Here is a 13792-nt window from a genome sequence, read left to right as displayed (position 1 = left end):
GGCGGGCCGTAAGGTCTGTCGTCATGGAGACCAGCACCGAGGGTGTCGCGGAGACGGGCAGCGACGACAGCAGCGGGCCGGCCGTACCGGCTGAGCGGACAGAAGCCGTGGCGACCGAGCCGACCGGAGCCGTCGCGACAGAGCCGACCGAAGCTGCCGAGGCCATAGCGGCTGCGCCGGCCGCCGCACCCGCCGTGCCGCCAGCGTCCCTGTCCCCCTCGCGTGCCAGTGACTTCATGCAGTGCCCGTTGCTCTACCGGTTCCGGGTGATCGACAAGCTGCCCGAGAAGCCGAGCGAGGCGGCGACGCGCGGCACGCTGGTGCACGCGGTCCTGGAGCGGCTCTTCGACGCGCCGGCGACGGAACGGACGGCGCCGCGCGCCAAGTCCTTGATCCCCGGGCAGTGGGACCGGCTGCGGGAGACGAAGCCGGAGGTCGTGGAGCTGTTCGCCGACGACCCGGAGGGCGAGCGGCTGGCGCGCTGGCTGACCGAGGCCGAGCAGCTGGTGGAGCGCTGGTTCACGCTGGAGGACCCGACCCGGCTCGAACCGGCCGAGCGGGAGCTGTTCGTCGAGGCGCGGCTCGACTCCGGGCTCAAGCTGCGCGGCATCATCGACCGCGTCGACGTGGCGCCGACGGGCGAGGTCCGGATCGTCGACTACAAGACGGGCAAGGCTCCACGGCCCGAGTACGCCGAAGGCGCCCTGTTCCAGATGAAGTTCTACGCCCTCGTGGTGTGGCGGCTGAAGCGGGTGGTCCCGCGCCGGCTCCAGCTCGTCTATCTCGGCAGCGGTGACGTGCTGACGTACGACCCGGTGATCGCGGACCTGGAGCGGGTCGAGCGCAAGCTGCTCGCCCTGTGGGACGCGATCCGGCAGGCCACCGAGACCGGCGACTGGCGGCCCCGGCCCACCAAGCTGTGCGGCTGGTGCGACCACCAAGCGGTCTGTCCTGAATTCGGCGGTACTCCCCCGCCGTATCCGCTGCCGGTCAGGGCGCCGGAGTCCGGTGGTGCCACGCAGGGCAGAATGGGGCCGGACTAGCGAAGGAGACTTACGTGGCCATCCGCGTCCTACTGGTCGACGACCAGCCGCTGCTGCGTACCGGCTTCCGGATGATCCTGGAAGCGGAGCAGGACCTTGCGGTCGTCGGCGAGGCCGGCGACGGTCTCCAGGCACTCGACCAAGTACGTGCCCTGCAACCCGATGTGGTTCTGATGGACATCCGTATGCCGCGGATGGACGGTGTCGAGGCGACCCGGCAGATCACCGGCCCCGGCCGGGACGGGCCGGCGAAGGTGCTCGTCCTGACCACCTTCGACCTCGACGAGTACGTGGTGGAGGCGCTGCGCGCGGGCGCCAGCGGCTTCCTCCTCAAGGACGCGCCCGCCAATGAGCTGGTGCAGGCGATCCGGGTGGTCGCAGCGGGCGAGGCGATGCTCGCGCCGAGCATCACGCGCAGGCTGCTCGACAAGTACGCGGGCCATCTGCCGTCCGGCGACGAGCCGGTTCCGGACACGCTGCACACGTTGACCGAGCGTGAGGTCGAGGTGCTGAAGCTGGTGGCGCGCGGGCTGTCGAACGCGGAGATCGCGGCCGACCTGTTCGTCAGCGAGACCACGGTCAAGACGCATGTGGGCCACGTCCTGACCAAGCTGGGGCTGCGCGACCGGGTGCAGGCCGCGGTGTACGCGTACGAGAGCGGGTTGGTGCGCCCCGGCGCGCAGTAGCCCACCACAGCGCACACGCCGAGGGCGCCCCCTTCGAGAAGGGGGCGCCCTCGGCGTACGTACAACGGTGGTCAGCCCTTGCTGATCTCCCAGAAGCGGAACACGGTCGAGGCGTCGAGGCAGTACTCCAGGCCGTAGACGTTGTCGCGGACGACGGCGTACTGCTTGGCCTGCCAGAGCGGGATGACCGGCAGTTCGTCGGCCACGAGGTCCTGGAGCGTGCCGTAGTCGGCGTCCGTCGAGGAGCGGTCGCTCTCGGCGGCCGTCTTGGGGATGAGCCGGCCGGTGATCGTGCTGTTGGCGAAGTTGTTGCTCAGCACGTTGCCCTTGCCGAAGAAGGGGGCCGTGAAGTTGTCCGGGTCCGGGTAGTCGGGCACCCAACCCTTCACGTACACACCGTACTTGCCCTTGGCGATGTCCTTCTCGTACTGGTCGAAGGCGACGGACTTCACGGTCGCGTCGAACAGCCCGCTGGCGTTGAGCTGCTTGGCGATCGCCTTGAACTCCGCGTCGGTGGACGGGCCGTAGCGCGACGGCGTCGACCAGAGGGTCAGCTTCACCTTGCCGGTGATGCCCTCGGTGCGCAGCGCGGCCTCGGCCTTGGACTTCGAGGGGCGGGCGCCGTAGGTGTCGAAGAAGGACGTGTTGTGGCCGGTGATGCCGGCCGGGATGATCGAGTAGAGCGGCGTCGCCGTATCTTTGTAGACGTCGTTGACCAGGGCCTCGCGGTCGAGCAGATAGGCGATGGCCTTGCGCACGCCGAGCTTGCCGGCGACCGGGTCGTCCATGTTGAAGACCAGGTGCTGCACCTCGGCGCTGCTGCCCTCGACGACGTTGATGCCCAGGCCGGTGGAGGCGTCGTTCTCGATGTCGGCGATGTCGTCGGCGGCGAGGCCTCGGTAGGCGACGTCGATCTGGTTGCTGAGCAGCGCGTTCTTCAGGCCGGCCTGGTCGCCGTGGAAGAACTTCAGCGTCACGCCGGAGTTCTGCACCTTGGCGGTGCCCGTGTAGCTGTCGTTGACCGAGAAGACGGCCTGGTCCTTGCTGAAGGAGTCCAGCTTGTACGGGCCCGAGCCGACCGCTTCGTCGTCCTTGCGCAGTCCATCGGCGGAGTACTGCTGGTGGTCCACGATCGAGCCGGCACCGGAGGCGATCTTGCTCGGGAAGGTGGCGTCGGCGTACTTGAGGTGGAAGACGACGGTCTTGTCGTCCGGTGCATCCACCGTGTCGAGCATGGGGAACATGATCGCGGGACCGGAGTCGTCGTCGATCTTCAGCATGCGGTCGAAGGAGAACTTCACGTCCTTCGAGGTGAGCGCGTCACCATTGCTGAACTTCAGCCCGTCCTGCAGCGTGCACTTGTACACCTTGGTCCCGGTGTCCGTGAAGGCGCACTCCTTGGCGGCCTCGGGCTCCGGCTCGGTGGCGCCCTTGGGGAAGCTCAGCAACGACTGGAAGACGTTGTTGAACAACAGCCAGGAACCGGGGTCGTAGCCGGACGCCGGGTCGGTGGCCAACACGTCGTCGGACATCCCCATGACCACGGAAGAGTCTCCGCCCCCGGAGTCGCCCGTCTCGGAGCCGCATCCGGTGAGCAGGCCGGAGGCCAGCCCCGCCACGATCGGCAGGACTGGCCACTGCTTGCGCATGTTCACGTGCATGTGCCTTGTCGTCGGGTCTCGAACCCCGGGGCCGTCCCGGCCCCGGGGCGGGGAGATCGGTCAGCCGATGCCGCGGCCGAGCTCCCACAGCTGGAGGGTCGAGGAGGAGTTGAGCGCCCACTCGGCACCGGTGATGTCGTCCCGCGCGGCGATGTACTGCTTGCCCTGCCACAGCGGCAGCAGCGGGACGTCGTTGGCCACGACGTTCTGGATGTCGTTGAGGCTCTTCGACGCGGTGAGGCGGTCGGCCTCACGCCGGGACTCCGGGATCAGGTTGTTGATGATCTGCTTGTTCGTGTACGGCGACTTGAGGAAGTTGTCCTTGTCGAGGAACGGCGCGAGGTAGTTGTCGGCGTCCGGGAAGTCGGGGAACCAGCCCATGCCCCAGACGTCGTAGTCGCCCGCCCGCTCGGCCGGGACGAACTTGTCCCAGGTCGTGCCCGTGATGCTGACGTCGAACAGACCACTGTCGTTGAGCTGCTTCTTCAGCACCTCGAACTCCTGCTTGGTGGCAGCGCCGTAGTGGTCGGTCGTGTAGTGCAGAGTGACCTTGACCGGGGTGGTGATGTTGGCGCCCGCCAGCAGCGACTTGGCCCTGCTGACGCTCGGGTCCCCGTACTTGTTGAAGAACGAGTTGGAGTGGCCGGTGATGGTGGCCGGGACCATCGAGTAGAGCGGCTCGGCCTGCGAGCCGTACACCTTGGCGATGAGTTCGCCGCGGTTGACGATCTGTGCCATGGCCTGGCGGACGGCCCGGGTCTTCACCGTCGGGGCGTCGGTGTTGAAGGCCAGGTAGCGGATCTCCAGGCCGGGCATCTCGACCAGGTCGATGTTGCTGTCCGTGGCACTGCCGAGCTTGTTGATCTGGTCCGGCGTCATCGAGCGGGTCATCAGGTCGATGTCGCCCTTTTCGAGGGCGGTGCCCATGGCGGCGGCGCTCTCGAAGGAGCGGATCTCGACCTTGGAGTTCTTCACCTTCAACTGACCCTGGTAGTTCGGGTTCTTGGTGAAGACGGCCTTGACGATCGTGTCGTCCTTGACCTCGGACTCAAGGGTGTACGGGCCGGAGCCGTCCACGGCGAAGCCGTCGCGGAGCTTGCCCTTCTCGTAGTCCTTGGGGTTCACGATGCCGGCGACCGGGGTCGACAGCTTGAACGGGAAGGTGGCGTCCGCGGTCTTGAGGTGGAAGATCACCTCGCGGTCGCCCTGTGTCTCGACGGTGTCGACGGTGGACAGCAGGGCGAACACCCCACTGTCGGCCTTGAGCGACATCGCGCGGTCGATCGAGAACTTGACGTCCTTCGCGGAAACGGGATCGCCGTTCGAGAACTTCAGGTCCTTGCGCAGCGTGCAGGCGTAGCGCTCGTTGCCGGTGTCGGTGAAGCCGCACCTCTCGGCGGCCTCGGGCTCCGGCTCACCGTCGCCACGCGGTTGGACCATCAGGGTCTGCACGGTCTGGCGGAGAATGTTCCAGGTACCGACGTCGTAGGCGTATGCCGGGTCGAGGGGAGCCGGCGCATCCTTCGACGCTGTGAACCGGTCCGTGGTGCCGACAACGATGGCATCGCCGCTGTTGCTCCCGCTGTCCGACCCGCCACAGGCGGCGAGCACGGGGGCGAGCAGGCCGACCACGGCCGGCAGCACCAAAGTCTTGCGGTTCATGCTCGAGTTTCTCCAGAGCTGTCGAGTCCGTGTACCCGGCATGCAGGGGTGTCGCTGCGGATCACGGGGGTTGTGGCGATGTTCTCGCGATGAGATTAGTCCGCACCACCAGGACGGCTCACAGGGACTGGAGTTGAGTTTCCATCACGCTGCGAAACCGGGCGCGGACGCACCGATAACCCGACAGCGGAAGGATTCGTACAGCGTTCCACCAATCGGGACACAAGGACACGCCCATCACCCCCGAAAGGGGGGTAACTGCACACGTCGACCCCAATGTCGACCGGCTGTCGAGTGATGAACGTCACACTCTCAACTGGGTTGGCGAGTACCGGAATTCGGCCATCCGGCGGCGATCGAATTCCCTGCGGCAACCCTCTCCCGCTTTTCCGCGCATTCGGCTATGCACGCTGGGTGAACGCCTAGCGCATTTCCGTCATCAAGCCGCGTAGAAAAGACAGGTCGACCTCTTCGAGAGACGTCACGACCGTGCGCCGTGCGGCCGGGGCGATGGGCGCGACCGAGGGTACGGCGACCACCTGGCAGCCCGCGGCCTCGGCGGCGGCGACGCCCGTCGCGGTGTCCTCGATGACGGCGCACCTGGCCGGACGCGCGCCGAGCCCGGAGGCCGCGAGCAGATACGGGTCGGGGAACGGCTTGGTCCGCTCCACCTCGTCGCCCGCGACGGTCAGGGCGAAGTAGTGGGGGCCGATCGAGCTCAGGATGCGGTCGATGATCCGCCGGTGCGAGGCGGAGACCAGGGCGGTGGGGATCTCGTGCGCCGCCAGCTCGGCGAGGAGTCTGGCCGCGCCCGGCATCAGCGGCAGCGAGCGGCCGATACGGTCCTCGAAACCGTCGTTGAGCAGCACGGTCAGCTCGGCGAGCGGGATGTCGGCTCCGGTGGCCTCGATGAGGAATCCGGCACTGCGGGTCATGGGACCGCCGACCACCACATGGCGCCAGGACTCGTCGAGGACGTGGCCGAGGGACCTGAATACCTCGACCTCGACGTCCCACCAGAAGCCCTCGGTGTCCACCAGGGTGCCGTCCATGTCGAGGAGTACGGCCTCCAGGGCAGAGCCTTCGGCCGTACGGGTACCGAGCGCGGGGACCGTACTGGTCATCCGGGCGCACCTCCTTGAGGGACGATCAGGCCGGTTGCCCTTTTTTCACAAAGGGACAACCGGCCTGCAGTGGACCGACCAGTGTACGACTTATCCGATCAGCGCGCGTGCCAGTACTTCTCAGGGCGCGTCGCGATGCGTCTCAGAGCACGTCGACGTACTTTCTCGGCGCCGTCGGCGTACTTCTCATCGTCCGTCGCCGTACGTGTCAGCGCGCGTTGAAGTACTTCGCCTCGGGGTGGTGGATCACGATCGCGTCCGTGGACTGCTCCGGATGGAGCTGGAACTCCTCGGACAGGTGGACGCCGATGCGCTCCGGCTCGAGGAGGCGGGCGATCTTGGCCCGGTCCTCCAGATTGGGGCAGGCGCCGTAGCCGAGCGAGAAGCGGGCGCCGCGGTACTTCAGGTCGAACATGTCCTCGATGGCGGCCGGGTCCTCGCCGGCGAAGCCCAGCTCCGAACGCACGCGCGCGTGCCAGTACTCGGCCAGCGCCTCCGCCAACTGCACCGAAAGGCCGTGCAGTTCGAGGTAGTCGCGGTACGAGTTCGACTCGAAGAGCTTGGCGGTCTCCTCGCCGATCCGGGAGCCGACGGTGACGACCTGGAGGCCGACGACGTCCCGCTCGCCGGACTCCTCCGGCCGGAAGAAGTCGGCCAGGCAGAGCCGACGGCCGCGGCGCTGGCGCGGGAAGGTGAAGCGGGTGCGCTCGTTGCCCTCTTCGTCCAGGATGATCAGGTCGTCGTCCTTGGACACGCACGGGAAGTAGCCGTAGACCACGGCCGCCTCCAGCAGATTCTCCGTCTGGAGCTTCTCCAGCAGCCCGCGCAGCCGCGGCCGGCCCTCGGTCTCGACCAGTTCCTCGTACGTCGGCCCGTCGCCCGTGCGGGCCTGCTTGAGCCCCCACTGCCCCTTGAACAGCGCGCCCTCGTCCAGCCAGGAGGCGTACTCCTTGAGCTGGATGCCCTTGATGACGCGGGTGTCCCAGAACGGCGGCTTGGGCACGGGGTTGTCGACGGCGACGTCGGAACGGACGTGGCCCTCCTCGGGGCGCTCCTCGACCACCGTGTCGGCCGAGGCGCGCACCCGGCGCTGCTTGAGCTCGGGGAGCACCGCTCCGGGCACCCCGCGCTTGACCCCGATCAGCGCGTCCATCAGACGCAGGCCCTCGAAGGCGTCCCGGGCGTAGCGGACTTCGCCCTGGTAGATCTCGTACAGGTCCTGCTCGACGTACGCCCGGGTCAGCGCCGCCCCGCCGAGGATGACGGGGTAGTCCGCCGAGAGGCCGCGCTGGTTCAGCTCCTCCAGGTTCTCCTTCATGATCACCGTGGACTTGACCAGGAGCCCGGACATGCCGATGACGTCGGCCCGGTGCTCCTCGGCGGCTTCCAGGATCGCGGAGACCGGCTGCTTGATACCGAGGTTGACGACGTTGTAGCCGTTGTTGGACAGGATGATGTCGACGAGGTTCTTGCCGATGTCGTGGACGTCACCGCGCACGGTGGCGAGCACGATGGTGCCCTTGCCCTCGGCGTCCGACTTCTCCATGTGCGGTTCGAGGTAGGCGACGGCCGCCTTCATGACCTCGGCGGACTGGAGCACGAACGGCAGCTGCATCTGGCCGGAGCCGAAGAGCTCGCCGACGACCTTCATGCCGTCGAGGAGCGTCTCGTTGACGATGTCGAGCGCGGGGCGGTCCTGGAGCGCCGCGTCGAGGTCCGCCTCCAGACCGTTCTTCTCACCATCGATGATCCGCCGCTTCAGCCGCTCGTCCAGCGGCAGCGCGGCCAGTTCCTCGGCCTTGCCCGCCTTCAGCGACTTGGTGGTGGCGCCCTCGAACAGGGCCATCAGCTTCTGCAGCGGGTCGTAGTCCTCGGAGCGACGGTCGTAGATGAGGTCCAGAGCCGTCTGCACCTGCTCCTCGTCGAAGCGGGCGATCGGCAGGATCTTCGAGGCGTGCACGATCGCCGAGTCCAGGCCCGCCTTGACGCACTCGTCGAGGAAGACCGAGTTGAGCAGGATGCGGGCGGCCGGGTTGAGACCGAAGGAGATGTTCGACAGGCCGAGCGTGGTCTGCACGTCCGGGCGGCGGCGCTTCAGTTCGCGGATCGCCTCGATCGTCGCGATGCCGTCCTTGCGGGACTCCTCCTGCCCCGTGCAGATGGTGAAGGTCAACGTGTCGATGAGGATGTCCGACTCGTGGATGCCCCAGTTCGTCGTCAGGTCCTCGATCAGCCGCTCGGCGATGGCGACCTTGGTCTCGACGGTGCGGGCCTGGCCCTCCTCGTCGATGGTCAGCGCGATCAGCGCGGCGCCGTGCTCCTGCGCCAGGCGGGTGACCTTGGCGAAGCGCGACTGCGGGCCGTCGCCGTCCTCGTAGTTGACCGAGTTGATGACCGCCCGGCCGCCGAGCTTCTCCAGGCCCGCCCGGATGACGTCGACCTCGGTGGAGTCGAGGACGATCGGCAGCGTGGAGGCGGTGGCGAAGCGTCCGGCCAGCTCCTCCATGTCGGCCACGCCGTCGCGGCCCACGTAGTCGACGCACAGGTCGAGCATGTGCGCGCCCTCGCGGATCTGGTCGCGGGCCATCTCCACGCAGTCGTCCCAGCGGCCGCCCAGCATGGCCTCGCGGAACTTCTTGGATCCGTTGGCGTTGGTCCGCTCACCGATCGCCATGTAGGCGGTGTCCTGGCGGAACGGGACGGTCTGATAGAGGGAGGCGGCGCCGGGCTCGGGCTGCGGGTGCCGCTCGGGGGGCGTGACCCCGTTGACGCGCTCGACGACCTGGCGCAGGTGCTCGGGCGTCGTACCGCAGCAGCCGCCGATGAGCGAGAGGCCGTAGTCGCGTACGAAGTTCTCCTGGGCGTCGGCCAGCCCCACCGCGTCGAGCGGGAAGTGGGCGCCGTCCTTGGTGAGGACCGGCAGACCGGCGTTCGGCATGCACAGCAAGGGGATGCGGGAGTGGCGGGTGAGATAGCGCAGGTGCTCGCTCATCTCCGCCGGGCCCGTCGAGCAGTTCAGGCCGATCATGTCGATGCCGAGCGGTTCGAGGGCGGTCAGCGCGGCGCCGATCTCGGAGCCGAGGAGCATCGTGCCGGTCGTCTCGAAGGCCATGGAGACGAGCAGGGGGATGTCGACGCCGGTCGCCTCCATGGCGCGCCGGGCGCCCAGGACCGAGGACTTCGTCTGGAGCAGGTCCTGGGTGGTCTCGACGATCAGGGCGTCCGCGCCGCCGGCGATCAGGCCCTCGGCGTTCGCCTGGAATCCGTCGCGCAGGGTTCCGTAGCCGACGTGGCCGAGGGTCGGCAGCTTCGTGCCGGGACCGATGGAGCCCAGGACCCAGCGCTGACGGCCGTCACGGGCGCCGAACTCGTCCGCGACCTCGCGGGCGATACGGGCCCCCGCCTCGGAGAGCTCGAAGACACGGTCGGCGATGTCGTACTCGGCCATCGCGGAGTGGTTCGACCCGAACGTGTTCGTCTCGACGCAGTCGACGCCCACCTCGAAGTACGCCTCGTGCACGGAGCGGACGATGTCGGGGCGGGTGAGGTTCAGGATCTCGTTGCAGCCTTCGAGGTTCTCGAAGTCCTCCAGCGTCGGATCCTGCGCCTGGAGCATCGTGCCCATCGCGCCGTCGGCCACCACCACACGGGTGGCGAGGGCCTGGCGGAGTGCGTCGATGCGCCTCCGGCTCTCGGCAAGCTCGGACGAAAGGGACGGGTTCGGCAACGAGGCCATGAAGGTGCTCCCTGGAGTGCGACGGCTGTCGGCTTTGCGCTTCCCATGGAAGGCGCACGCCGCCAGGGTAGCCCGGAGCACGCGGAAGGGTCAGGGGCGTCCACGGGGCGGACGGGCGTGGCGTGTGCGACGGCGGTGTGAAGACGTGTGCGACACATGACGACCACCCATTAGCGGGACGCTGGCAACGACCGGTAGTGTTCGACATTGCCGAACGGCGGCACCGAGTCGCGCGCCGGCGGTCGAAGGGGACGGAGGCAGCACGGGGATGGCACGGAACATCCAGTCGCTCGAACGGGCGGCGGCGATGCTGCGGCTGCTCGCGGGCGGGGAGCGGCGGCTCGGCCTGTCGGACATCGCCTCCTCGCTGGGCCTGGCCAAGGGTACGGCCCACGGCATACTGCGCACCCTTCAACAGGAGGGCTTCGTCGAGCAGGACACCGCCTCGGGGCGGTATCAGCTGGGCGCCGAGCTGCTGCGGCTGGGGACGACGTACCTGGATGTGCACGAGCTGCGGGCGCGCGCCCTGGTGTGGACCGACGACCTGGCCCGTTCCAGCGGTGAGAGCGTCTATCTCGGTGTACTGCACCAGCAGGGCGTCCTGATCGTGCACCACGTGTTCCGACCCGACGACAGCCGCCAGGTCCTGGAGGTCGGGGCCATGCAGCCGCTGCACTCCACGGCACTGGGCAAAGTCCTGTCGGCGTACGACCCGGTCGCGCACAGCGAGGTCGTGGAGGCCGAGCGCAAGGTGTTCACGCCTCGCACGATCAGCGAGCTCGAGGAGTTCGAAGGCGTGCTCGACCTGACGCGGGCGCGCGGGTACGCGGACGACGTCGAGGAGACCTGGACGGGGGTCGCGTCGATCGCCGCGCCCATCCACAACCAGCGGCGGATGCCGGTCGGCGCGGTGGGCATCACGGGGGCCGTGGAGCGGGTCCGCAAGAACGGGGAGCTGCGCCCCGACCTCATCGCGGCGGTACGCGACTGCGCCCGCGCGGTGTCACGGGATCTGGGCGCGGGGCGGTTCTGAACCCACGTACGCCCACGCACCTTCGTACCCACGCACCCCCACGTACGCCCATGCGCCCGCGTACGTCCACAGGCCGGCACGTCATCGACGTGCCGGCCTTTCGTATGCCCCCCGCGACCACGAAAAGTGCCCGGTCCCGCGCGGTGCGCCGCCACCTCAAGATCGATAACTCGCGGCGATCAATAACGATCCTGTTTTCGATTACCGAGCCCTTGACGAGCTGGTAACGCGGAAGCAAGACTCCCGTCCATCGGTCGACATTGTCGAACACCTAACGGCAATACGCGCTAGAGTGTGCAAAGCCAAGGGGCCGATATCGCTCTCACTCCCCGAGAGCACGAACCACCGGAGGGACCCGGGGTTCGGCTTCCCCTGGACGAAGGACAAAGGAGTCGCGGGTGTCCAGCTCCGACATCTTCATCGGCGAGACCATCGGTACCGCCGTACTCATCCTGCTGGGCGGTGGCGTGTGCGCCGCCGTCACACTGAAGGCCTCCAAGGCGCGCAACGCCGGATGGCTCGCCATCACCTTCGGGTGGGGCTTCGCGGTACTGACCGCGGTCTACATCTCGGCGCCCCTCTCGGGTGCGCACCTCAACCCGGCCGTGACGCTCGCGCTCGCGATCAAGGACAACGACTACAGCAACGTCGCGACCTACTTCGCCGGTCAGCTGCTCGGCGCCATGATCGGTGCCGCGCTGGTCTGGGTCGCCTACTACGGTCAGTTCCACGCGCATCTCACCGACCGCGAGATCGTCGGCGGTCCGGGTGCGCAGGCCACCAAGACCAAGGCCGTCGAGGCCCAGGAGACCGGCGCGGGCCCCGTGCTCGGCATCTTCTCCACCGGCCCCGAGATCCGCAACGTGCTGCAGAACCTCGCCACCGAGATCATCGGCACCATCGTGCTCGTTCTCGCGGTCCTCACCCAGGGCCTGAACGACAACGGCAACGGCCTGGGCACCCTGGGCGCCCTGATCACCGCCCTCGTGGTGGTCAGCATCGGCCTCTCGCTGGGCGGCCCGACGGGCTACGCGATCAACCCGGCCCGTGACCTCGGTCCGCGCATCGTGCACGCCCTGCTCCCCCTGCCCAACAAGGGTGGTTCCGACTGGAGCTACGCCTGGATCCCGATCGCCGGTCCGCTCATCGGCGGCGCGGTCGCAGCAGGCATATACAACGTCGCCTTCGCCTGAGAGCAACCGCTGAGAGCAAGGCCTCCCCAAGCCGTACGCCTCACAGCACGACTCCTCACAGCACAGCGCCGTAAATAGAGCCCCTTTCATACGGAACTACCAGGAGCACACCGTGACCGACGCACACACCGCCGGCCCCTTCATCGCCGCGATCGACCAGGGCACCACCTCGTCCCGCTGCATCGTCTTCGACCGCGACGGACGCATCGTCTCCGTCGACCAGAAGGAGCACGAGCAGATCTTCCCGAAGCCGGGCTGGGTCGAGCACAACGCCGCCGAGATCTGGACCAACGTCCAGGAGGTCGTCGCCGGAGCCATCGAGAAGGCCGGCATCACCCGCGACGACATCAAGGCCATCGGCATCACCAACCAGCGTGAGACCACGCTGCTGTGGGACAAGAACACCGGTGAGCCCGTCCACAACGCCCTCGTCTGGCAGGACACCCGCACCGACGCGCTCTGCAAGGAGCTCGGCCGCAACGTCGGCCAGGACCGCTTCCGCCGCGAGACGGGCCTCCCCCTCGCCTCGTACTTCGCCGGCCCGAAGGCACGCTGGCTGCTGGACAACGTCGAGGGCCTGCGCGAGCGCGCCGAGGCCGGAGACATCCTCTTCGGCACCATGGACACCTGGGTCATCTGGAACCTGACCGGTGGTGTCAACGGCGGCAAGCACGTCACCGACGTGACCAACGCGTCCCGCACCATGCTGATGAACCTGCACACCATGGAGTGGGACGAGAAGATCGCCGAGTCCATCGGCGTCCCGCTGGCGATGCTGCCGGAGATCCGCTCCTCCGCCGAGGTGTACGGCGAGATCACCGGCGGCAAGCTGGGTGACCTGCTCGGCGGCATCCCGGTCGCCTCCGCGCTCGGCGACCAGCAGGCGGCCCTGTTCGGCCAGACCTGTTTCTCCGAGGGCGAGGCCAAGTCCACGTACGGCACCGGCACCTTCATGCTGATGAACACCGGCGACAAGATCATCAACTCGTACTCGGGCCTGCTGACCACGGTCGGCTACCGCATCGGCGACCAGGCTCCGGTCTACGCCCTCGAGGGCTCGATCGCCGTCACCGGTTCGCTGGTGCAGTGGATGCGCGACCAGATGGGCCTGATCAAGTCCGCCGCCGAGATCGAGACGCTCGCGTCCTCCGTCGAGGACAACGGCGGCGCCTACTTCGTGCCGGCCTTCTCCGGTCTGTTCGCCCCGTACTGGCGCTCCGACGCCCGCGGTGTGATCGCCGGTCTGACCCGGTACGTCACCAAGGCGCACATCGCGCGCGCCGTCCTGGAGGCCACCGCCTGGCAGACCCGTGAGATCACCGACGCCATGACGAAGGACTCCGGCGTCGAGCTCGCGGCCCTCAAGGTCGACGGCGGCATGACCTCCAACAACCTGCTGATGCAGACCCTGGCCGACGTCCTGGACGCCCCCGTGGTGCGCCCGATGGTCGCCGAGACCACCTGCCTCGGCGCTGCCTACGCCGCCGGTCTCGCCGTCGGCTTCTGGTCCAACACCGAGGACCTGCGCGCCAACTGGCGCCGGGCCGCGGAGTGGACCCCGAACATGGCCGCGGAAACCCGCGACCGTGAGTACAAGAGCTGGCTCAAGGCCGTCGAGCGGACCATGGGCTGGATCGAGGACGAGGAGTAAGAA

At 68.0% G+C, this 13792-nt stretch carries 9 protein-coding genes; 5 read left to right on the top strand and 4 right to left on the bottom strand.

The annotated features are described in order from the left end of the window. The first annotated feature begins 23 nt into the window (after positions 1 to 23). Together ACZ4RZ_RS14645 and ACZ4RZ_RS14640 are read left to right on the top strand one after the other, a co-directional pair. Positions 24 to 1043, top strand: a complete 1020-nt coding sequence (locus ACZ4RZ_RS14645) for a RecB family exonuclease (RefSeq protein ID WP_467744649.1) — start codon at positions 24 to 26, stop codon at positions 1041 to 1043. A 14-nt stretch (positions 1044 to 1057) separates the two neighbouring features. Further along, the gene (locus ACZ4RZ_RS14640) at positions 1058 to 1729 is read left to right on the top strand and encodes a response regulator (protein WP_010988071.1); all 672 of its coding nucleotides are present in this window, start codon (positions 1058 to 1060) and stop codon (positions 1727 to 1729) included. Between the two features lie 71 nt (positions 1730 to 1800). Here ACZ4RZ_RS14640 and ACZ4RZ_RS14635 read toward each other — a convergent pair whose 3' ends face one another. The 4 genes from ACZ4RZ_RS14635 to metH all read right to left on the bottom strand — a co-directional run bounded on the left by ACZ4RZ_RS14635 (position 1801) and on the right by metH (position 9912). Continuing rightward, the gene (locus ACZ4RZ_RS14635; protein WP_467745055.1) at positions 1801 to 3384 is read right to left on the bottom strand and encodes an ABC transporter substrate-binding protein; all 1584 of its coding nucleotides are present in this window, start codon (positions 3382 to 3384) and stop codon (positions 1801 to 1803) included. A 66-nt stretch (positions 3385 to 3450) separates the two neighbouring features. Next, positions 3451 to 5052 carry an ABC transporter substrate-binding protein gene (locus ACZ4RZ_RS14630; RefSeq protein ID WP_467744647.1) on the bottom strand — a complete coding sequence of 534 codons (1602 nt, stop codon included), beginning with the start codon at positions 5050 to 5052 and terminating at the stop codon, positions 3451 to 3453. 422 nt (positions 5053 to 5474) lie between these two features. Next, entirely contained in the window at positions 5475 to 6176 is a 702-nt protein-coding gene (locus tag ACZ4RZ_RS14625) for an HAD family hydrolase (protein ID WP_467744645.1), read from the bottom strand. 208 nt (positions 6177 to 6384) lie between these two features. Then, the gene (gene metH / locus ACZ4RZ_RS14620) at positions 6385 to 9912 is read right to left on the bottom strand and encodes a methionine synthase (protein ID WP_467744644.1); all 3528 of its coding nucleotides are present in this window, start codon (positions 9910 to 9912) and stop codon (positions 6385 to 6387) included. 268 nt (positions 9913 to 10180) lie between these two features. Here metH and ACZ4RZ_RS14615 point away from each other — a divergent pair, with 268 nt between their 5' ends. The 3 genes from ACZ4RZ_RS14615 to glpK all read left to right on the top strand — a co-directional run bounded on the left by ACZ4RZ_RS14615 (position 10181) and on the right by glpK (position 13789). After that, on the top strand, positions 10181 to 10945 hold the full coding sequence (locus ACZ4RZ_RS14615; RefSeq protein WP_467744642.1) for an IclR family transcriptional regulator: 765 nt from the start codon (positions 10181 to 10183) through the stop codon (positions 10943 to 10945). A 398-nt stretch (positions 10946 to 11343) separates the two neighbouring features. Then, the gene (locus ACZ4RZ_RS14610; protein ID WP_467744640.1) at positions 11344 to 12138 is read left to right on the top strand and encodes an MIP/aquaporin family protein; all 795 of its coding nucleotides are present in this window, start codon (positions 11344 to 11346) and stop codon (positions 12136 to 12138) included. Positions 12139 to 12250: 112 nt separating this feature from the next. Beyond that, positions 12251 to 13789 (top strand): glycerol kinase GlpK, encoded by a 1539-nt coding sequence (glpK, locus tag ACZ4RZ_RS14605; protein WP_467744638.1) that lies wholly within the window; start codon positions 12251 to 12253, stop codon positions 13787 to 13789. The last annotated feature ends 3 nt before the right edge of the window (positions 13790 to 13792 follow it).

It is taken from the genome of Streptomyces sp. NPDC027189 (genome assembly GCF_055566975.1).
Note: the sequence above shows the minus strand (reverse complement) of the source record. Positions and strands in the feature narration are given on the sequence as shown.